18 protein-coding genes are annotated in these 20,747 nt (G+C 50.8%); 6 read left to right on the plus strand and 12 right to left on the minus strand.

Translation table 11 applies throughout. The features are described from left to right. Positions 1-52: 52 nt before the first annotated feature. Positions 53-2,386 (minus strand): penicillin-binding protein 1B, encoded by a 2,334-nt coding sequence (gene mrcB / locus L4174_RS20740; RefSeq protein WP_248141981.1) that lies wholly within the window; start codon positions 2,384-2,386, stop codon positions 53-55. Between the two features lie 229 nt (positions 2,387-2,615). Between mrcB and L4174_RS20745 the strand changes: the two genes are divergently transcribed. Then, positions 2,616-3,086 (plus strand): exoribonuclease R, encoded by a 471-nt coding sequence (locus L4174_RS20745; protein WP_248141980.1) that lies wholly within the window; start codon positions 2,616-2,618, stop codon positions 3,084-3,086. Positions 3,087-3,157: 71 nt separating this feature from the next. On the opposite strand, the gene L4174_RS20750 is transcribed toward L4174_RS20745, so the two are convergent. The 5 genes from L4174_RS20750 to L4174_RS20770 all read right to left on the minus strand — a co-directional run bounded on the left by L4174_RS20750 (position 3,158) and on the right by L4174_RS20770 (position 9,214). Continuing rightward, entirely contained in the window at positions 3,158-4,879 is a 1,722-nt protein-coding gene (locus L4174_RS20750; protein WP_248141979.1) for a phospho-sugar mutase, read from the minus strand. Positions 4,880-5,262: 383 nt separating this feature from the next. Continuing rightward, positions 5,263-6,597, minus strand: coding sequence for an N-succinylarginine dihydrolase (gene astB, locus L4174_RS20755; RefSeq protein WP_248141978.1), 1,335 nt, complete (start codon positions 6,595-6,597; stop codon positions 5,263-5,265). Between the two features lie 595 nt (positions 6,598-7,192). After that, positions 7,193-7,516: a multidrug efflux SMR transporter gene (locus L4174_RS20760; RefSeq protein WP_248143281.1), complete on the minus strand. Its 324-nt coding sequence runs from the start codon at positions 7,514-7,516 to the stop codon at positions 7,193-7,195. 159 nt (positions 7,517-7,675) lie between these two features. Further along, entirely contained in the window at positions 7,676-8,077 is a 402-nt protein-coding gene (locus L4174_RS20765) for a 4-oxalocrotonate tautomerase family protein (protein WP_254589138.1), read from the minus strand. A gap of 165 nt (positions 8,078-8,242) precedes the next feature. Beyond that, complete coding sequence (locus tag L4174_RS20770; RefSeq protein WP_248141976.1) at positions 8,243-9,214, minus strand: cation diffusion facilitator family transporter; 972 nt, start codon at positions 9,212-9,214, stop codon at positions 8,243-8,245. A 758-nt stretch (positions 9,215-9,972) separates the two neighbouring features. On the opposite strand from L4174_RS20770, the gene L4174_RS20775 reads away from it, so the two are divergent. Next, positions 9,973-10,260 (plus strand): hypothetical protein, encoded by a 288-nt coding sequence (locus tag L4174_RS20775; protein WP_248141975.1) that lies wholly within the window; start codon positions 9,973-9,975, stop codon positions 10,258-10,260. A 271-nt stretch (positions 10,261-10,531) separates the two neighbouring features. Here the strand turns inward: L4174_RS20775 and L4174_RS20780 are convergent, their stop codons facing one another. From L4174_RS20780 to phhA, 5 genes are all read right to left on the minus strand, one after another. Further along, positions 10,532-10,888, minus strand: coding sequence for a hypothetical protein (locus L4174_RS20780; RefSeq protein ID WP_248141974.1), 357 nt, complete (start codon positions 10,886-10,888; stop codon positions 10,532-10,534). A gap of 146 nt (positions 10,889-11,034) precedes the next feature. Further along, positions 11,035-12,228, minus strand: a complete 1,194-nt coding sequence (locus L4174_RS20785; RefSeq protein WP_248141973.1) for a cystathionine beta-lyase — start codon at positions 12,226-12,228, stop codon at positions 11,035-11,037. A gap of 143 nt (positions 12,229-12,371) precedes the next feature. Further along, positions 12,372-13,079, minus strand: coding sequence for a hypothetical protein (locus tag L4174_RS20790; RefSeq protein WP_248141972.1), 708 nt, complete (start codon positions 13,077-13,079; stop codon positions 12,372-12,374). Between the two features lie 430 nt (positions 13,080-13,509). Further along, a complete protein-coding gene (locus L4174_RS20795) occupies positions 13,510-13,851 on the minus strand; it encodes a 4a-hydroxytetrahydrobiopterin dehydratase (protein ID WP_248141971.1) in 342 nt (113 codons plus the stop codon). Then, complete coding sequence (phhA, locus tag L4174_RS20800) at positions 13,844-14,656, minus strand: phenylalanine 4-monooxygenase (RefSeq protein ID WP_248141970.1); 813 nt, start codon at positions 14,654-14,656, stop codon at positions 13,844-13,846. Before phhA ends, L4174_RS20795 begins: the two co-directional genes overlap by 8 nt. Before the next feature lie 539 nt (positions 14,657-15,195). Between phhA and L4174_RS20805 the strand changes: the two genes are divergently transcribed. The 4 genes from L4174_RS20805 to L4174_RS20820 all read left to right on the plus strand — a co-directional run bounded on the left by L4174_RS20805 (position 15,196) and on the right by L4174_RS20820 (position 20,144). Beyond that, positions 15,196-16,326, plus strand: a complete 1,131-nt coding sequence (locus tag L4174_RS20805) for a homogentisate 1,2-dioxygenase (RefSeq protein WP_248141969.1) — start codon at positions 15,196-15,198, stop codon at positions 16,324-16,326. A 54-nt stretch (positions 16,327-16,380) separates the two neighbouring features. After that, the gene (locus L4174_RS20810; protein WP_248141968.1) at positions 16,381-17,403 is read left to right on the plus strand and encodes a fumarylacetoacetate hydrolase family protein; all 1,023 of its coding nucleotides are present in this window, start codon (positions 16,381-16,383) and stop codon (positions 17,401-17,403) included. Between the two features lie 12 nt (positions 17,404-17,415). Continuing rightward, complete coding sequence (maiA, locus tag L4174_RS20815; RefSeq protein ID WP_248141967.1) at positions 17,416-18,054, plus strand: maleylacetoacetate isomerase; 639 nt, start codon at positions 17,416-17,418, stop codon at positions 18,052-18,054. A 71-nt stretch (positions 18,055-18,125) separates the two neighbouring features. Further along, the gene (locus L4174_RS20820; RefSeq protein ID WP_248141966.1) at positions 18,126-20,144 is read left to right on the plus strand and encodes an acetoacetate--CoA ligase; all 2,019 of its coding nucleotides are present in this window, start codon (positions 18,126-18,128) and stop codon (positions 20,142-20,144) included. A 129-nt stretch (positions 20,145-20,273) separates the two neighbouring features. On the opposite strand, the gene L4174_RS20825 is transcribed toward L4174_RS20820, so the two are convergent. Next, positions 20,274-20,747, minus strand: a complete 474-nt coding sequence (locus L4174_RS20825) for an NYN domain-containing protein (protein WP_248141965.1) — start codon at positions 20,745-20,747, stop codon at positions 20,274-20,276.

Genomic DNA, 20,747 nt, shown 5'->3' on the forward strand with positions numbered 1-20,747 from the left:
AAACGGGTCGGCATTGTAACCGACCCGTTGTTGATTTCCAGTTTGCTTCAACTTACCAATTGAAGATTGAGCGAATAATGGTAGAGACTTTATTCTCACAGCCGTGCGTTGACCGCCCGTCTTTGTCCCAGACCGGCAGCTCAACCTGTCCGATACAGGCCTGAGTGAATCCGCCCTGCTGATTGACCTGATAAGCCACCTCAGTAATCTCTTTCGGTTCCCGTAAAGACAGCGGCTCCGGATCGCGGCGCTGAATATAGTCCGCATACAAACGCAGTGGTCCGGAAGAGCCGGTCAGCTTCACGTTTTTGTTGTCATCGCGTCCCATCCATACAGTAACAACTTCACGGCCATCAACACCCACATACCAGGTATCACGTCCTTCATCCGAGGTACCGGTTTTTCCCGCCAGTTTCAGCGACGGCAAAATAGAATCCAGATAGCGTGCTGTCCCTTCAGTCACCACTTTCTGCATTGCGTACATGGTCAGCCAGGCCGATTGTTTCGAGACCACCTGCTGCGCAGACGGTAAATGCTGGTAAATCATCTTGCCGTCACGATCAGTCACCGCACTCAGTGCCGTCAGTTCGCTGCGGCGACCTTCGTTAGCAATCGTCTGGTACATTTGCGTCACTTCATACGGCGACAGCGTAAATGCTCCCAGCAAGATTGCCGGTACATGCGGGATCTGCTCCGGATCAACGCCCAGGGACTCCAGGGTATCAATTACGTTATCCAGTCCGACAGACATGCCCAGATTCACGGTCGGAATATTATACGAACGCGCCAGCGCCTGTACCAGAGGCACCTCGCCCCGATACTGACGATCGTAGTTCCGTGGGGACCAGGTCTGGCCCTTCTCATCTGTCAGTGTCAGCGGTTTATCATCCAGATTACTGCCCAGGCTGAAGCGCTCAGGACGCGCCAGTGCAGACAGATAAACACCCGGCTTCACCACAGAACCAATCTGACGACGGGCGTCCAGAGCCCGGTTGAAACCGTCAAATTCAGGACGGCTGCCGCCAACCATGGCCCGGATTTCACCGGTCTGACGATCAGCAACCACCATCGCCGTTTCCAGCTGCTTACCGTATTGCTTCTTCATTGCTGCCATTTTCGTCCGGACAACATTTTCAGCACTGGCCTGTGAAATCGGATCCAGCGTGGTGTACAGACGCAGCCCCAATCCCGGCTGATAGCCCTGGCTGACTCGCTGGCCTAACTCCTGTTTCAGCAGGCTGAAGAACGCAGGCTGACGTCCGGCAACATGACCTTTCGGCTGCAGATCCAGATCCTGTTTGATGGCTTTCTGATACGTCTTGTCATCAATCTTGTCCGCATCATGCATCAGGCTGAGCACTAAATCGCGACGTTCTTTTGCGCGCTCCGGATAGCGCCATGGGTTGTAATAAGACGGTCCTTTCACCATACCGACCAGCAACGCCTGCTGATCCACCCGCAGCTCAGACAGCGGCAAACCGAAATAGAACCGGGAACCCAGTGCGAAACCATGAACCGCATCCGCGCCGCTTTGCGCCAGATAAACCTGATTCAGGTAGGCATCCAGAATTTCATCTTTGTTGTAGCGATAATCAATGATCATCGCCATATAGGCTTCTTTCAGCTTGCGCCAGAGACTGCGTTCGCTGGAAAGAAACAGGTTTTTCGCAAGCTGCTGTGTCAGCGTACTGCCGCCCTGAACGGTACGGCCTGCTTTCAGGTTCGCCAGAAACGCACGGCCAATGGCCACCACTGACACCCCATCGTGGGTGTAAAAATCACGGTCCTCGGTCACGATCAACGCATCGATCATCGTCGATGGCATCTCAGCTTTTGGCTTGTAAAGACGCAGTTCGTTGGAATCCGTTTCCAGCATCCCGAGCATCTGCGGTTCCACGCTGAAAATACCGAATTCACGGTTGGTATTGGCATCCACAACCCGCTTCACCGAGCCGTAGTTGAATTCAACAATGACATGACGGGTCGGCTGCGGGCCGGTCCGCGACTGGAACGGGCGGCGGATGAATTCCACTCTCAGACGACTGGTACTGTACTCGCCCACGCGGGTCGGCTTGCTGACTTTACGGTAGTTCAGCGCTTTCAGCTCTTTCACCAGATCTTCATAGCGAACCTGAGCGCCCGGCTCAAGCACCAGTTCACGGGCATAAACAACAGACGGCAGCTGCCAGAGCTGGCCGGAAAACTTATCCGCAATCTGTTGATTCAGTGTCCAGCCCAGACCACCCATGGCAATCACAATGCCGATTAATATCAGGGCAACCAGCTTTTTCCACGGACTGCGGCGTGGCGGCTCGCCACCATCAGACTTTTTACCCGATAAATAGCGGGCTGAAGTATGGGCAGATTGTTGTGCAGACTCTGTCATTCTCATTTCTTCACTTGCGGCCGGATGTATGCTTACCCGGCATAAAATGTGGGATTTCAGGCATGCACGATAGCTAAATTTTGCTCATTTCTTGTCAATCCTGTGTCAACTCATTGACGCTCAATTCGGCAGCAGACTCTGCTCAAAACCAAAAAACTGGCCTTTCAGCAAGGCATCGCGCACAATACGGCCCTTTCAAAATTGCAGGCCAATCGGGAGTTGAAAAGCAATGCAACGGGATTACACACTGAACTGTCTGCTGACCATGCCACGTCATGAACTGGAAGAATTCAGCCAGCGCATCCTCAGCCGGATGGTACCTGAAGACGTCATGGAAGAGCTGTTTACCTTTGAGCCGGAAGAAACACAAACCGCAGACCGGCTTCGTTCAGCTCAGTTTGACGCGATGCTGCGCATGTCAGCGATTGCTCTGGGAGAAGTATCTGCTGCGTTTGCCGACTCAGCACAGGCAACCCAAAACACGGAGCGCATGACCCGGCTGTTGCTCTGGCATTTTTACGCGATTGCCTTCCAGCTTGAAGCCGCCGTGACGCTGGAACAACACTGTGAAGCGATTGAAAACATACTGCCCAATGCCCCGAAGGACACTTTCGGCTGGATTAAAACTCTGACGGATCTGCTACATCACTACGCCAGCCTGAACGACAATCAGCAGGACTCCGCCGGTTCATCGCTTTAAATCCGATCTTTCTGAATCCATCAAAAACGCCAGCATCATGCTGGCGTTTCTGTAGACGGAACAAGAGCGGATCAGTCGGCGGTCATGCCTGTCAGACTGTTCTGATGACGACGTATCAGTTCATCCATACTGCTCTGGGCCCGCTGGGCGGCATGCTCCAGTGTGTCGACCTGATCAATCATTTCAACCACTTCATAGTAGCATTTCAGCTTCGGCTCAGTACCGGACGGACGCACCACCACTCGGGATTCATCTTCCAGGAAATAAATCAGGACGTCACTGGCCGGTAAGTCAATGGATTCGACCGTCCCGTCGGCATACTGACGCCGAGACGTTTTCAAATCATCCACACGAATCACATTACGACCGGCAATCTCTTCCGGCGGCTGCTGGCGCAGGCTGTCACCAATCGGCGGAGAATCCGGAGACAAGGCAATGCTCACCTGTGCATTGAGGTAAAGCCCGTGCTCCCGATAAATGGCTTCCAGCTGATCCCAGACCGTCCTGCCACGTGCAGCTAGCTCTGCGGTTAACTGTGCAAACGCCAGCATGGCAGACAAACCATCTTTGTCCCAGACCATATTTCCCACGGTGTAGCCCAGCGCTTCTTCGTAAGCAAACAGAAAACGGTTGCTGTCACTCTGCTTTTGCATGGCGACATTGGTCAGCCATTTAAAGCCGGTCAGTGTCTGGTAATAAGCAGCATCAACCGCAGTGGCTACTTTCTGAAGCAGGCTGGAAGAAACGATCGTGGTGCCCACCAGGCTCTCTTCCGGATTGACGCGGGTCAGTAAATAATGACCCAGCAAGACACCGACCTGATCGCCGGTCAGCATCTTGTAATCGCCCTCTTCTGTACGAACAGCGACAGCAAAACGGTCCGCATCCGGGTCATTGGCACAAGCCAGCGTAGCCTGATGTTTTTGTGCTTCAGCAATCACCATATCCATGGCGCCGGGCTCTTCCGGGTTCGGGAAATTCACGGTCGGGAAGCTGCCATCCGGTTCACGTTGTGCAGCCACACTGAACACTTGTGTAAATCCGGCATCCGCCAGCAGAGCTTCTGCCATCTCAGCGCCGACACCATGCATCGCCGTATACGCAATGCTGACCGTCTCAGGCTGGGTATGGTTCTGCAGCAGTGCACTTTGCTGAACCGTGTCCCGGTAATCGCTGTAAAATTCATCATCCAGCCAGACGAGCAGTCCCTGATGTTCTGCTTCCTGCAAATCCATCAGCGTCAATGGTTGCGTTGCCGCCTTATCAATTTTTGCCGCAATGCCTTTATCATGCGGCGGAATAATCTGAGCGCCATTCCCCCAGTAAACTTTAAAGCCGTTATAAGCTGGCGGATTGTGACTGGCTGTAACCACAATCCCTGCGGCCGCTTTCAGGGCGGTGACACCGTATGCCACCAACGGCGTCGGCGCCACGGTCACAGTCAGGTAAACCTTGATGCCCTGCGCTGTCAGAACGGCTGCAGCATCGTGTGCAAAACGCTTCGAGTCTGGGCGGCCATCATAACCAATGACGACGCCCTGCTGAGTAGCCAGGTCGACAGTGTCCTGCAGATATTGCCCCAGTCCGGTTGCAGTCTCCTGAATCACCAGACGGTTCATCCGGTTTGGCCCCGCGCCGACAATCCCCCGCAGACCGGCCGTTCCGAAAGCCAGCCGGCCGGAAAAACGTTCCGCCAGCTCGGTCTCATTTCCTGTATCAATCAGATCTTGTAATTCCTTACGGGTGACCGGATCGGGATCTCGCGCTAACCATTGTGCAATTTGTTCTTTCATTCTCTGTCTTCCTACTTGCAGGATCTGAACACAAAATACCACAAATGATATTCATTCGCAGTTAAAAATCTCAGTGGGAAGAAAACAACCGGGATAAGACGCTTTTCGGCTTCTGATAAGAAAGATTGCCGGGCACAAGGCAAAACAATCTGTAACCCGTTGTGATCACTCAACAGACAAAAACCATCAGTGCCAGCCCGGACCATTCCGGCTGTTCAGACAGCAATGCGGCTTCGTCTCGTTGTCCTGTACCGATTTTACTCTGTCTGACAAGTATAGAGGGATTCACTTCGGATGGGGTGAGATTCAAGCGGATGATAAAAAAGAGAAAAGCGGCACCCTCTCGGATGCCGCCTGAACCGGGACAATGCTTATTGTCAGAATTAACGCTGGAACGGATACACAGAACCCAGAGACAGAATCTGAGTCAGTTCATCCAGCGCAGAGCGTGATTCATCCAGCAGTTGCGGATCAGCCAGATCAGCTTCAACCATCTGGTCACGGTAGTGCTTCTCAACCCACTGGGTCAGACGTCCGTACAGTGCGTCATTCATCAGCGTTGACGGATTCACTGCACGCGCTTCCTGCTCATTCAGAACCACACGCAGACGCAGACAAGCCGGACCACCGCCGTTGGCCATGCTTTGTTTCAGGTCGAATACTTTCACCTGATCCACACCGCGTTTGTCAGCCAGCAGCTGCTCAACATAACGCCAGACGTTGTCGTTCTTACGACATTCTTCCGGCAGAACCAGCAGTGTCTCGCCGTTTGGCAGCTCAATCAGCTGTGAGTTAAACAGGTAGCTGGTCACCGCATCTTCAACAGAAACCGCATTGGTCGGTACTTCAATGATATTGAAGCCTTCACCCATTTTCTCTTTCAGCGCACTGTACGTGCCCTGCTGATCCAGGAATGCCTGCTGATGACAGAAGAGAATGTTCTTGTTACCTACCGCGATAACATCGTTGTGGAATACACCCTGGTCAATCACGTCCGGGTTTTGCTGTGCAATCACTACTTTCGATGGATCCAGCTGATGCAGACGTGCGACCGCTTCACAGGCTTCATAAGTGTGACGGGCCGGGAACACTTTCGGTGCCGGATGACGGGTATCAAATGCATGACGGCCAAAAACGAAAAACTCTACACCTTGCTCACCATACTGATTACAGAAGCGGGTGTGGTTTGCTGCACCTTCATCACCAAAGTGTTCTACACCAGGCAGCGCCGGGTGGTGAGAGAAGTATTCAGGGTCAGCAAAAGTGCTGCGCAGGATACGGCCAGTCACTTCGTGCTCAATCGAGCGGTGGAACTTGTTTGTCAGATTCGCCGGAGTGAAATGAATCTTGCCGTCTGCAGTATCCGCAGAAGGTGACACCGTTGCCGCATTCGCAGTCCACATGCTGGAGGCTGAACAACAAGCCGCCAGGACTTTCGGCGCCTGCTTCGCAGCCTGCTCAATGACAGACTTGTCACTGCCAGTGAAACCCAAGCGGCGCAACGTGTGTACGTCAGGACGTTCCTGAGGCGCCAGTACACCCTGCAGCATGCCCATGTCGGCCAGAGCCTTCATTTTGTCCAGGCCTTGCTTCGCAGCTTGCTTCGGATTGGATGGCGCCGCCTGGTTCTTGGCTGACGCGACGTTACCATACGACAGACCACTGTAGTTATGCGTTGGTCCTACCAATCCGTCAAAATTCGCTTCACGTGCTTTCATAGACTTTCCATCTCAATTTATCTCGGGCTAAAGATAACAAAGCTTTTACATTAGCAACAAGATCCAGATATTTGTCTAACCAAATGTTATAAATTAGATATTCACACCAATTTGAAGCATGCCTATTCACCGCTGTCAGTCAGCCAGACGCAACGTTTCACCTGTGTTTGCGGCGGGTGAAAACGGCCCGGATCAGGACATTGTTGCCGGGGACATTTTCCTCATATATCAGGAAGATTAACCGCGGATTTCCCGGTCTGAATCCCTGATTTTTCGTACTTTCAAAGAGGCAGAAGGGCTGAGAGCCTTTTGTACACATTCTTTTCAAATGCCTGAAGCCTGCGGCTGCATTCAGATACGTTATAAAAGCATAGACGTGATTCATCCGGCACACAGAGCTGATTCAAAGCACCTGAGCAGCGAGTCCGGATTCGCTGCCCTTTGAACTGCATAACGAATACATAATTACGCACTTCTGCAGGTCAAATCCAAGTGAATTTTTCTCACTCTTTCTTCTGATTTTGTGTGTCTGATCAGGTTTATGAGCCCGGCCGGCCCCGAAACGCAGAGCCAGACACAGCGGAAACGGGAGGGATTAATGTGAGACTGATTTAGAAAAGACGTTAATGATGAGGGTCCCAGCCAAAATCAGCGTCATTCCCAGTAAGGCATACAAATCTAACTTTTGTCCGTACCACAACCAGCTGATGAGCGCGACCAGAACAATCCCGGCACCACACCAGATCGCATATGCAACTCCGATTGGGACAACTTTGACGGTCACAGACAGCAAAAAGAACGCAACCATATAGCCTGTCAGTACCACCAGCGTCGGCACCAACTGCGTAAACTGCTGCGTTTTAGGAAGCATTGAGGTGGCGATCACTTCACAAATAATTGCCAGAAACAGCGACACCATCGGTGGCAATGCAGAAATAACATGCAGCATGATTGACTCACATCCGGAAAAAAACGGCTCATTCTACACCCGAATGTACTGAGCACCATGACAAGAGGAAGAAATTTTCTGCCTGCCCGCCGAAAGTTCTCTCATGGCCCACCACCAGCTCCTTATTTGTTAATTTTCCCACTCAACCACATGCCCGTCATCGTAGACACCATCGCTGTACGCCGGAATGTAATTAATGAAAATATTGTTCTGCGCCACGGGTAATGACTTCGATAGGTTCCCGGCAATTAACTCCAGCATCGCAGCAATTTGGGCTTCCGTGTTGAAGTTCGGGGCAACCATATCCACCAGAATGGGGTGTGAATTGGAAGGCTGCTGATTCGCCTGCAGGCCGCCATGAACGTAATGACCTGCAGGCAGGTATTCCCAGACAATCATGATATGTTGCTGCGGGATCTGTGTGGCATCTGAAATCGCCTGAGATAATCGCCCCAGCGCAACGTTCACTTCCACATCCCCGGCAAAGGGCAACGATTTTATACGGATCAGCGGCATATATCCCCCAGTCATCAGGCAATTGCTCATACGGTAACAATCGGTATGAAACAAGATATTCTCAGTGACATCAGTCAGTTAGACGCAGACTTCTATCCCTGATTTTCCCTTTAAGCCTAGTGATCCTTTATCATTCCAACAGAATCACAATTGAGACTGGATGATAAAAAAGTACCAAAGTCAGCGCTTATCTTGCTTACGCTGGGTTTGCTGTTTCCGGTACTCCTCCAGTGAGCAGGGGTTCACAATTCGTTCCTCACAGGTGTATGGCTCAATGTGAATCACCACATCAATCACATCATCCATCTGGTCCAGAATCTGTCGTTTAAACCGCTCACTGATCGTGTGTGCCGCGTCAATCGTCAGCTCCGGATCAACCAGCAAATGGAAGTCCAGCAGAATACTGCCGCCGGTCTGTCTGCTGCGAATGGCATGAATTTCACGGATCTCAGTGTCATGCTCAGCCATTTTCTTCAGCTGTTTCTCGACTTCTTCACTGCCCCGGGCATCTGTCAGTTCCTGAAAAGCCGGCCAGAGAATCTCAAATGCCGCTTTCATAATCATGCCGGTCACCAGCAAAGCCGCAATCTGGTCGAGATACTTCAATGCGGGAAAAATGGCATTGGCGATTACGGCAACGGCCACGGGAATTGAGCTGAGTGCATCACTGCGGTGGTGCCAGGCATTGGCACGCAGCGCGCCGCTGTTAATCTCCCGGGCCTTGCGGATAGTCCAGCGAAACAAGAATTCTTTCAGAAAAATTGAAATCATCGCAGCATAAAAAGCCATCATCCCCGGGGCCGGTGGCGGCGCCTCACTCAGCGTCTGGATTGATTCCCAGCCAATCCCGATCCCGACCAGCACCAGCATCACGCCGATAAAGACATTTGTCAGCGTTTCAAATTTCCCGTGGCCGTAAGGATGACTGCTGTCAGCTGGGGCCGTCCAGTATCTGGAACCCAGTAAAATGGCAGCATCGGTCGCCAGATCCGAGAAACTGTGCACACCATCAGCGACAAGTGCCTGGCTGCCAGACAACTTACCGACAACAATTTTAAGCACCGCCAGAAAAATGTTCAGCACTGCCCCCACCAGTGTCGCGGAGCGAACCACCCGGCCATGGATATCCTGCTGCTGTGATGAATCCTGCATACTCATTCCTGTTTCAAACCCCGTCCCTGCCTTTTCATCCTCTCAGACCACGACATACCGAACGCCAACATAGCTGCCAGACTATCCTGGACAAAGTTAGCGGACAATCTCAGCGGACAATCTCAGTGGACAAAGTGCGGCAATTCGTTTCCCTTCATTTCAGGGCTGCAGCCTCTCTCTCTATGATGATTATACAACCGCTGAATTGACCGCTGTATTGCAAGATTCCCCGAGACCAGGACATCTTACCAACGCAAGGGAACACTCAGGGACATGCTGACCATCCAGCAGCCCAAACAGCAGTTTTAAATCAAAGAAGATATCAATGCATTGTCTTCCATCATGTTCAGTCATCCGACTCACCCCCAAAAGATTGTTTCATGACCTGCATGTACATATTTAGCGCTGCATGTCTGACGATTGATTTACCTATTCGTTAAAACACAGGTTTTAAATCGTTATGTCATAAATTAACGATAAAATACTGAAGCAAATAATCTTTCCAATTATTTTTCTTTTATTAGAGTCGAAATAAAACGATATTTTTTAACAACGCTTTTTGTATAGACAAAAATATAAGAAACACTGTACATATAATTTCAGAAGAAAAGCATTCCCAAAAATAGAACCCATTTCACAAAAAGATCGCTCAAGTCACATTCTCAAATAAATCCTATTAAAGAATTTGAATTTCATTACAGGCATTTCATAATAGTCGGGTCAATATTTCAATATTGATTCGACAATAAGGACTGTTAATGAAACACATTGTTGATTTCATCGAGCAACTCGAAAGAGAGGAACACTCTTTCACCATTTGGGTCTACGCCCGAAATGGAAAATTTAGTCCATTTGCCGAGCTAGGAAAGACATCTGCAACAAAACTGCTTCAGAAAGCGATTGATCAAAATTTACAGGTCGTTGTTGAACTGCATACCCCGGCAGATCACCCGGCTTATTTGATTCTGACTGAAGTCCACATTGTTGTGCCGGTGCTGTTCCACCAAGGGCAAGTTCGTTCTCTGAACAAACCTTTAGCGGCATAATACGCATCAGAATTGTGGAAAAACAAACAGAAGAACTTGGGCTAGGTTTATTTCTTGTCCACTGATTCGATGCGTACTAAAAACAGACCTTCCGGTCTGTTTTTTTTCATCCGATATCTAACCTAACGGTAAGATATCATTCCCGAATCACCATTCAATCTGAGTGATAATTATTATTCTTTGCTCATCGAAACACCATTCAGTCCTCTAAGCTGATGATTTTCAATCATCTTGATGCAGTATTACCCTGCTCCCATTTATCCCAAGCCAATTAATAGACCGTCGATGAATTGACGCTTTGCGAACCCACATGAATTTTGCTGCTTTCCATAATGCTCCGCTGTCCACTGTTGCAGGCGGTTTTGCCATCCTCCCACCCCTCGTCATACCGGGTATCAGAATCGGTCAGCGTGATATCTTTCATATAGGTTGTTTCAGCTAAGCCTTTCAGCTTTAACGCACTTTCACATCCCTGGTTGAATCCATAATGATAAATACTGTCATACGGTTCTTGATTTACATAAGCCTCGGGGAAAAGTGTGTACTCACCGACTCCGTATTTTGAATCCATCCCGGAACACCCTGTCAGAATCCAGAAACTGAAAAACATCACTGATAGTATTTTCATTGCCGTACTCCTGTATTACGACGCAGCTTATTATGTCTGAATTTTAGACGACTTCCGGCGACTGCCACGTCACGATCTCAGAAAACAGCCACAAAAAAGCCGCGAATACGCGGCTTCCGTCATTCCATGCGCTTTATCAGCGCAGCTTATTCTGTTTCCAGGAGACGATTTAATCGCTCGAAACCCTGTTCCAGATCCCGGATCAAATCTTCGGTATCTTCAAGGCCAATGTGAAGGCGCAATATCGGGCCGGCAAAGTTTTTCTTCTTCGCCGTACGCAGGGAATTGATATTCTCGTTCACCAGAATCAGGCTTTCAAAACCTCCCCAGGAATAACCCATACTGAAATGTTCCATCCCATCAAGCAATGCTGTCAGCGCTTCAGTATTTCCGCGGTTCAGAACGACCGAAAACAGACCGTTACATCCTTTGAAATCCCGCAGATAGAACTCGTGTCCTTCACAACTTGGCAGTGCAGGGTGGCGGACATGATCCACTTCAGGACGCTCAGCCAGCCAGCGGGCAACCTTCAGACTGTTTTCTTCATGCTGACGCAGACGAACCCCCAATGTCCGTAAACCACGCATTGCCAGATAAACGTCATCCGGTGAAGTACATTGCCCCATCAGATAGCTGTGTTCACGCAGCTGATCCCAGCAACGTTCATTGGCCGTTGCAGTTCCCAGCATCACATCAGAGTGTCCGACAATGTATTTGGTCGCGGCCTGAATCGAGATATCGACACCATGTTCAAACGGCTGGAAGTTGATCGGTGAAGCCCAGGTGTTATCCAGCATCACCACTATATCATGCTCATGGGCAACCCGCGCCAGCGTTGGGACATCCTGCACTTCCATCGTGATGGAACACGGAGATTCCAGGAACAGTACCGTCGTGTTCGGGCGAATCAGTTCGCGAATCTCTTCACCGATCAACGGGTCATAATAGGTTGTTTCTACCCCCATTTTTGCCAGCACTTTGTCGCAAAAATCGCGGGTTGGTTCGTAAGCGCCGTCGACCATTAATATATGATCGCCCGCCTTCACAAACGACAGAATGGCATTCGATATTGCGGCTGTACCGCAGGGATAAAGCGCGCAACCAACGCCTCCCTCCAACTCAACCATCGCATCCTGAAAAGCAAAGTGAGTATTGGTGCCGCGACGTCCGTAAAAAAGCGCCTGTTTGGCGCGGTTCGCTGTCGCATGCTTCATTTCAGCGACCGAGTCGAAAACGATCGTTGATGCACGGCTGACCGGAGGATTCACAAGATGCTGAGTCCATTTTTTTGAACGACCAGCGGTGATAATTTTGGTATCTAATGCTTTTTTGTCTGCCATGCTGTTCCCAAGTCTGTTCTTTGGTCCGTCAAAGGATCGGGCCTGTTGACCCAAGCCATGACAAAAATGTCATGGCTTTCAGTGAATAACTCAGACGTTAACATCTTCTTTGATGTTTGGGTACAGCTCAGCAGTACAGGTTTTTATCTGATTGCAGCATAAGATATATCGTTCTCTGCTCTGTCTGCCACTGGCTGAGTCCGGCGCGGCGGCTGGGCCTGAGGCATCATGACTGCCTGCGGATCAATCATTTCAAGACGGGCCCGGTAATTCAGGCATTCACCCATCACTTCGGATTCACCCGCAACTTTCGCCGTTAATACAGTCAGCAGTATCGCCTTATAGGCAAAGTGACGATGTAACTCAATCGCCAGACTGGCTGAACAAGGCTTGTCACCAACGGGGCGTAAAACCTGCAATGCCTGCCGTTTCGGGTAAAGCTGAAAGACATTGTGATTAATTCCGCTGGCTTCCCGGATCTGGCTGCGAATTTCACATCTGGACAGTGGGCTGTAATACGCATGTTCTTCCTCACCGGCAATCCGTTTCAGGTACGCATAATGAAGATTGGTCATTAAGCCATTCATCGCAGGCAGGCTGAGGAAAATGATATCTTCATAATCTTCGCCCAGCGTATGAAATATCCCACGGCTCTGGGCCACAAAACCATGGTTTAACAAACAACTGATCGACTTCAATCCGGTCATGTACTGTGCCAGCACAGCCAGAATCGCAGTATACAGCTCCGGCGGTTCAGTCACCTGTTCCTGAACGTTTTCCTGCAGTGTCTGAATCTGGAACTCAAGAAACTGTACAATCTGATGGTTCAGCTTCATCTCTGCGTCATACATAATGCCACCCCCATAATTCACAACTGCCCGAATCCAAAGGGATTCAGGATGCACAGCCTGATTTTGTCGTCCTGTCTGAATGACATCATTTTCAGACAGCGGTGTGATCTCTATGCAATTTGGGTGCCGAGCATCCGTCAATGCAATGAAGCGTATCAATAAAAAGACTGGGGATAAATTTGTGATTTGCTTCTCATTTTGCAAGGCAAAATGCGAAGTGCTTCGGAATCAAATACATTTAGCAGGTCGGGTCTCAGCAAGTGCTAAACCGTAGCACCCGATGGTTCAGCCGAAGGAACATCAGGCAAGAAGCCAGACTGTAAAAACGACTGACAGCAGTATTCGCTGATTCAATAAAAAAAGCGCTGGAAAACCAACGCTTTATTTTTTAAACCTTGCTGACTGATTTATTTGTGGCTTTTCAATGTGTTTAAATTTCTGACAGTCTGTCCGTTTTCGCGGCACAGATGAAATCATTTTTATGCAGGCCTTTGATTGAATGGCTCCACCAGTTCACCGTCACTTTCCCCCATTCCAGGGTAATGGTCGGATGATGGAACTCTTCCTCAGCCATTTCCGCAACTTTATCGGCAAATGCCCAGGCCAGTTTGAAGTTTTTAAACTTATACACTCTTTCAAGCTGTTTAATGCCATTGACATCCAGCACCTGCCACTCCGGAATTTCTTTCGACAGTTGCATCATTTCACTGTCTGTCACCATAGGGGCATCAATTTGACAAGCTTCGCACTTCAATTCAGTTAAATCAGACATATTCCCCAACTTGCTCCTTGTTCTTTGGTGGGTATAAAGGTGCATGCAGACCCAGTGACTGTGCCTGATGAACCATGCTCATAATGTCTTGATGAGCCAGCTCATAGAGTTGCTGGATCCCATCAATTTCAAAATATATCGGCTGCATAATGTCGATGCGGTACGGCGTACGTAACACATCAATCGGATCAAACGCTTTATAAATTGGCTTATCGCTTGTCATCGCATATTCAGTTTCACCCGGTGACGACAGAATCCCGCCCCCGTAAATGCGACGTTCACCGTGCTGACGCATCAGGCCAAACTCGACAGTAAACCAGTACAAACGCGCCAGATACACACGCTCTTCTTTTGAGGCAGCCAGGCCAAGCCGGCCATAAGTATGCGTGAATTCAGCAAATGCCGGGTTGGTCAGCATGGCACAATGACCAAAAATCTCATGAAAGAAATCCGGCTCCTGCAAATAGTCGAACTCTTCCCGGCAACGCAGGAAAGTCGCAACAGGAAACTGCTGATTCGCCAGCAGGCTGAAAAAACGGTCAAAGTTAATCAATGCCGGGACTTCAACACACTGCCAGCCCGTTGATTTTTTCAGAACCGCATTAATTTCAGCCAGTTGCGGAACACGATCAACCGGCAGCTTCAACAGTTCAAGCCCCTGAATATATTCATCACAGGCTCTGCCCTGAATACAACTCAGCTGACGTGTCACCAAATCGTGCCAGATTTGATGCTCATCATCAGACCAGTGAATCACGCCGTTTTCATCCGGCTTGTTCGATACATACTTTGTCGCTTTACCCATAAAACAACCTTCTATATCTCTTTGCCTTACCTTGGCAATTCTCAGCGCAGCGGCTTCTTTTGATCCGCTCAGCCAGATGTGTCTTCACATCTGCTTCAGCAGAAACCGGGGCTGCTCCCTATCTCGTTTAAGGGTAGGCGTTTTCGGGATCGCAATGGAACCATCTGTCCTGAATCGCAAAATCACATCAGTGTAACAATATTTTTACATACACTTTGTTGCGTTGGTCTGATGAAACACGGTGGAAAAAGACAAACAGAACTTTTACTTAGTCCATCAATAAGAACATACAGTTATGTAAAAAAAAACGCACACTCATAAAAAGCGAATATCAGCCGGGGGGTTGCTTGTTCATTCGCTCTCAACCAGAGTTAAAGCATCAGGTTAATACAATGTTAATCCGGTATGACCACATCAGCTGAGATCACCTGCTATGCCGGGTACTCCTCAGCTGCGGCACCGGCAGACAAGGATAGAGACAGCGGGTTCAGGGATGTACTGACTGAACCGGGCTGTCATCGTCAATGAGGACCATTAAGATGCGTCACTGGTTTCAATTTCCGATTATCGAAGGTAAAGCATCCCGTCAGGCACACTGTGACCTGCCAGATGGCACCTATGAGCGTGAATGCGGTAAGGAAGGTTTCTTCGGCCCCGCCAGCCATATGTACCACGACAACCCGCCGACCGGCTGGGTGGAATGGGATGGCCCGCTGCGCCCCCGCGCGATTGATACAACGCGTCTGGAACAGCCAGGTCAGTCTCCCTGGGATGCATCCCTGGTTCTGTTCAACAATCAACTGAAAATGCGCGTCTGGAACACCTCACAAAGCATGGACCATCTGGTCCGTAATGGTGACGGTGACGAAGTGCTGTTTGTCCATCAGGGCAGCGGTCATCTTTATTGTGACTATGGCCACCTGACATTCCGCGACGGCGACTATATTACGATCCCGCGCGCAACCAGCTGGCGTATTGAAGTCGATGAACCTGTGTCTCTGCTGCTGATCGAAGCCACCAACAGCGGCTACCAGATGCCGGATCGCGGTCTTGCGGGTCAGCATGCCGTGTATGACCCGGCGGTTCTGGAATATGCGCGCATCGACGATGCATTTCTTGCCCAGCAAAACAACGATCAGCGCTGGCAGGTGAAGCTCAAAGCAAGAAATCAGATGAATACCATCACTTACCCGTTCAACCCGCTGGACGCACAGGGCTGGAAAGGGAATCTGACCGTGTTCAAACTGAACTGGCGTGATATTCGTCCTCTGATGAGCCACCGCTATCACCTGCCGCCGTCGGCTCACACGACGTTTGTCGCAGATGGCTTCGTGATTTGTACCTTTGTACCGCGTCCGATCGAATCGGATCCGGGTGCACTGAAAGTCCCGTTCTATCACAACAATGACGACTATGATGAAGTGCTGTTCTATCACCGTGGCAACTTCTTCAGCCGTGACAACATCGAAGCCGGGATGATTACCCATCACCCCTGTGGTTTCTCTCACGGCCCGCATCCGAAAGCACTGGCAGCCAGCATGTCACAACCGAAAAAAGAAACTGACGAGGTGGCAGTGATGATCGATACCCGCTATCCGCTGGAAGTGGCAGAGCTGCCGGATGGTGTTGAAAACAAAGATTATGTGTATTCCTGGATCAACCGGAAGTGATCCCCGGGTCAAAAAACAAGCATTAGATTTACATTGTAAAGTAAGGAGTAAAACGTGAAATTAGCCTCATTGAACCATGGCCGTGACGGACAACTGATTATTGTTTCACGTGATCTTACCCAAGCCGTGCATGCGCACGATATCGCACCGACGCTGCAATTTGCGCTGGATAACTGGGAACAGGTCGAGGCAGATTTGCAGCACCTGTACCGAAACCTGAACGATGGCATCGCGAAGGATGTCTTTCCGTTCAACCCGGCACATTGTGCCTCGCCGCTGCCACGCGCATTCCAGTGGGCAGACGGCAGTGCTTACGTCAACCACGTGGAACTGGTCCGTAAGGCTCGCGGCGCAGAAATGCCGGAAACCTTCTGGACAGATCCGCTGATGTATCAGGGCATGTCCGATGGTTTCCTTGGTCCCCGTCAGGATATTGAAATGGCGGATGAAAGCTGGGGCATTGACTTCGAAGGCGAAATTGCCGTGATTACCAACGATGTTCCGATGGGAACACGGACCGAAGAAGTCCATGGCCACATCAAACTGCTGATGCTGGTCAACGATGTTTCGCTGCGCAACCTCATCCCTGCGGAACTGAGCAAAGGCTTTGGATTCTTCCAGTCCAAACCGGCTTCTGCTTTTTCACCTGTCGCCGTAACCCCGGATGAACTAGGTGACCGCTGGCACGACTACAAAGTACATCACCGCCTGACCGTTCATCTGAATGACGAACTGTTCGGGGAACCCAAGGCCGGTGTGGATATGACCTTCAACTTTGCAGAACTGGTGCAGCACGTGGCGAAATCCCGTCATGTCAGTGCGGGAACCATCATCGGTTCAGGGACCGTCTCAAACATCGACCGTTCGAGCGGTTCCTGCTGTCTGGCAGAACGCCGGATGCTTGAAATTATCGATCAGGGTCAGGCCGTCACGCCGTTTATGAAGTTTGGCGATAAAGTGAAAATTGAAATGTTCGATGATCACGGTGACACCATCTTCGGTGCGATCGAGCAAACCGTAGTGAAGTATGAACACCAGTACAGCCCGGCTGATCTGAACCACCATCAACCGAACTGACCAGGAGGCCGGATGACGCTTTACGATTATTTTCGCTCATCCGCCGCCTACCGGGTGCGCATCGCGCTCAACCTGAAAGGGCTGCGCTATCACAGCCACCCGGTTTCACTGGTGGAAAAAGAGCAACAAACCCCGGCTTATCAGGCCATTAACCCTTCGCAACTGGTGCCGACTTTAGAAACAGAGCACGGCTATCTGAGCCAGTCTCTGGCAATCCTTGAATATCTGGACGAATGCCATCCCCAGTTTCCGCTTCTGCCTGCCGATCCATGGCAGAAGGCACAATGCCGGGAGCTGGCGCTGATTGTGGCCTGTGATATTCATCCGGTGAATAACCTGCGTATCCTCAATTATCTGACAGGCGAACTGAACGTCAGCCCGGACGACAAACTCGCCTGGTATCACCACTGGCTGAAAGCCGGTCTGGCTGCACTGGAAACCCGGATGGCTTCCCGTCATCAGCAGCATCCCAGCACATTCTGCTGCGGTGAGACGCCGTCACTGGCTGACCTTTGCCTGATCCCGCAGCTGTATAACGCCCGTCGGTTTGAGCTTGATTTATCGCCCTATCCTACACTGGTAAGGATTGATGAAGCTTGTCAGGCTCTGGAGGCATTCAGGCAGGCCCATCCGGACAATCAGGCAAAATAAACTCTCACCAGAGCCGGAACTGAAACATCAGGTCAGCCATTCAGGACGTAGCCATCACGATAAGGACAATAATGATGAGCATGCAAGACCATCATCTGGAAGAAGCGTCAGCGCCAATCTTGTGGCAACCGACAAAAGACAGTATTCACGACAGCCTGCTTTACCAGTTCATGGTGGAATTGAGCGAGCGGGAAGACACCCTGTTCCATGACTACCAGCAACTGCATCACTGGTCCGTCCGGCACAGCGAGCATTTCTGGGACCGCCTGTGGGATTTCTGTGGTGTGATTGGTGACAAAGGCGACCGGGTCACCGATTGTCCGCCAAACAGCACTGAACCGGCCAAAGATACCCTCTGGTTTCCGGATGCCCGGCTGAATTTTGCAGAAAATCTGCTGGCCTATGGCAATCAGGCACCAAACAAAGACGCAATCGTCTTCCATTGTGAGGGCCAGCCGGAACGTCGCCAGCAACTGAGCTGGCAGGCACTTCAGCAGCAGGTTTCTCAGCTCAGCCAGTACCTGCGTGCACAGGGAATTACTCAGGGCGACGTGGTTGCCGGCTACCTGCCCAACCTGCCGCAGACACTGATTGCCATGCTGGCCACCAGCGCAGTCGGAGCCATCTGGACCTCGACCTCGCCGGACTTCGGTGTCGACAGTGTGGTTGAACGCTTCGGGCAGACCTGCCCCAAAATTCTGTTCGCAGCCGATGGCTATTTTTATAACGGCAAGCGACACAGCTGCACCGACAAAGTCAACGCGATGCTGAGTGAACTGCACAGTGTCGAGAAAGTCGTGCTGATCCCTTTCGCCAGTCTGAACGCACCCACCGATTCTCCTCTGGCAGAGCGGTATCAGGACTGGCACGATGTGTTAGCAGCCTTTCCCCCAGCACCGATTCAGTTTGAACGTGTTGCGTTCAACCATCCGCTGTACATCCTCTACTCCTCCGGCACCACAGGGAAGCCGAAATGTATTGTGCACAGTGTCGGCGGTATCTTACTGAATCACCTGAAAGAACACATGCTGCACAGTAATGTGAACCCAGGGGACCGGGTGTTTTACTTCACCACCTGCGGCTGGATGATGTGGAACTGGATGGCCAGCGGTCTGGCAGCCGGAGCAACCTTAATTCTGTATGACGGTTCACCATTCTATCCGGACGGTAATGTGTTGTGGGACATGGCCGATCAAGAAGGCGTCACCTTATTCGGCACCTCCGCCAAATATCTGGAAGCGCTCGAAAAACAAGGTTATCAGCCGGAAAAGACCCATCAGCTGCCTTATCTGAGAACACTTTGTTCCACCGGCTCCGTGCTGGCACCGGAACAATTCGACTATGTGTATCAGTCGATCAAATCGGATTTACAGCTGGCATCGATTTCCGGCGGCACCGATATCTGCGGCTGCTTCGCGATTGGCAACCCCATCAGCCCTGTGTACCGGGGCGAATGTCAGGGCCGCTCTTTAGGGATGGATGTGCAGGTTTATGATGACAACGGGCAATCGGTCATCGAAGCTCAGGGAGAGCTGGTGTGCTGTAACAGCTTCCCGAACCAGCCCGTCGGATTCTGGAATGACGAAGGGGATCAGCGGTATCACAGCGCTTACTGGGAGGTGTATCCGAACACCTGGCATCATGGTGATTTTATTCAGCTGACCCGCCACGGTGGCCTGGTGTTCTTTGGTCGCTCCGATGCAGTGCTGAACCCGGGCGGCGTCCGTATTGGCACCGCAGAAATCTATCGGCAGGTGAATCCGATGGATGAAATTACCGACTCCATCGTCATCGGCCAGAACTGGCAAAATGATGTGCGTGTGGTGCTGTTCGTTCAGCTGGCGGCAGGTCATCAGCTCGATGAGACGCTGCAAGCGAAAATTCGCCAGCGTATCAAGGAACACTGCTCGCCCCGCCACGTCCCAGCAGTCATTCTTGCGGTGACTGATATTCCACGGACCAAATCAGGCAAACTGGTCGAGCTGGCCGTCCGGAATGTGGTCCACCAGCAACCGGTCAAAAACGTCGGTGCGCTGGCAAACCCGGAGGCGCTGGAACAATATAAGCATCGGCCTGAATTGTCGTGCTGATTCGTGCCGACTCAAGCAGTCAGTGATGCCTGAAGGTGATTCAACGGGGTCTGTAAATTCATTCAGCCGTGAAGTCATCACAAAAAACGCCCCGTACGGGGCGTTTATATTTTGAAAACCACAGCCGGTCTACAGCAACAGTCCATCGTCAATCGGACAGAATAGGCTGGCTTCATTGATCAGTGACGCAGCTGTCAGATCCGGCACGCCATACAGTTCAACCTGTTTGCCTTTGCCGACGCGAAGCTTATTCAGCAGCAAATCAAAATCGCCGTCGCCGGAGACCAGCACCACCACGTCAGCATCGACAGAATATTCCAGCGCATCAATGGTGATTCCGACATCCCAGTCGCCTTTGGCTGAGCCGTCTGAACGCTGGATAAAAGGTTTCAGCTTCACATCAAAACCAATCGCCCGCAGAATGTTCTGAAACTCCTGCTGCTTCCGATCGCCCCGGTCAATCGCATACGCAAATGCAGCGACCACTTCCCGTCCCTGAGTCACCTTTGCCCAAAATGTGTTGTAATCAAAATTGCGCTGATAACGCTGCCGGGATGTGTAATAAACGTTCTGCACATCGACAAAAATGGCCACTTTTTCCAT

Source organism: Photobacterium sp. CCB-ST2H9 (genome assembly GCF_023151555.2).
Taxonomy (GTDB): Bacteria; Pseudomonadota; Gammaproteobacteria; order Enterobacterales; family Vibrionaceae; genus Photobacterium.

Coding starts and splice junctions, on each gene's coding strand:
- mrcB (WP_248141981.1), bottom strand. CDS start 2,386: ATGACAGAGTCTGCACAACAATCTGCCCATACTTCAGCCCGCTATTTA.
- L4174_RS20745 (WP_248141980.1), top strand. CDS start 2,616: ATGCAACGGGATTACACACTGAACTGTCTGCTGACCATGCCACGTCAT.
- L4174_RS20750 (WP_248141979.1), bottom strand. CDS start 4,879: ATGAAAGAACAAATTGCACAATGGTTAGCGCGAGATCCCGATCCGGTC.
- astB (WP_248141978.1), bottom strand. CDS start 6,597: ATGAAAGCACGTGAAGCGAATTTTGACGGATTGGTAGGACCAACGCAT.
- L4174_RS20760 (WP_248143281.1), bottom strand. CDS start 7,516: ATGGTGTCGCTGTTTCTGGCAATTATTTGTGAAGTGATCGCCACCTCA.
- L4174_RS20765 (WP_254589138.1), bottom strand. CDS start 8,077: ATGACTGGGGGATATATGCCGCTGATCCGTATAAAATCGTTGCCCTTT.
- L4174_RS20770 (WP_248141976.1), bottom strand. CDS start 9,214: ATGCAGGATTCATCACAGCAGCAGGATATCCATGGCCGGGTGGTTCGC.
- L4174_RS20775 (WP_248141975.1), top strand. CDS start 9,973: ATGAAACACATTGTTGATTTCATCGAGCAACTCGAAAGAGAGGAACAC.
- L4174_RS20780 (WP_248141974.1), bottom strand. CDS start 10,888: ATGAAAATACTATCAGTGATGTTTTTCAGTTTCTGGATTCTGACAGGG.
- L4174_RS20785 (WP_248141973.1), bottom strand. CDS start 12,228: ATGGCAGACAAAAAAGCATTAGATACCAAAATTATCACCGCTGGTCGT.
- L4174_RS20790 (WP_248141972.1), bottom strand. CDS start 13,079: ATGTATGACGCAGAGATGAAGCTGAACCATCAGATTGTACAGTTTCTT.
- L4174_RS20795 (WP_248141971.1), bottom strand. CDS start 13,851: ATGTCTGATTTAACTGAATTGAAGTGCGAAGCTTGTCAAATTGATGCC.
- phhA (WP_248141970.1), bottom strand. CDS start 14,656: ATGGGTAAAGCGACAAAGTATGTATCGAACAAGCCGGATGAAAACGGC.
- L4174_RS20805 (WP_248141969.1), top strand. CDS start 15,196: ATGCGTCACTGGTTTCAATTTCCGATTATCGAAGGTAAAGCATCCCGT.
- maiA (WP_248141967.1), top strand. CDS start 17,416: ATGACGCTTTACGATTATTTTCGCTCATCCGCCGCCTACCGGGTGCGC.
- L4174_RS20820 (WP_248141966.1), top strand. CDS start 18,126: ATGATGAGCATGCAAGACCATCATCTGGAAGAAGCGTCAGCGCCAATC.
- L4174_RS20825 (WP_248141965.1), bottom strand. CDS start 20,747: ATGGAAAAAGTGGCCATTTTTGTCGATGTGCAGAACGTTTATTACACA.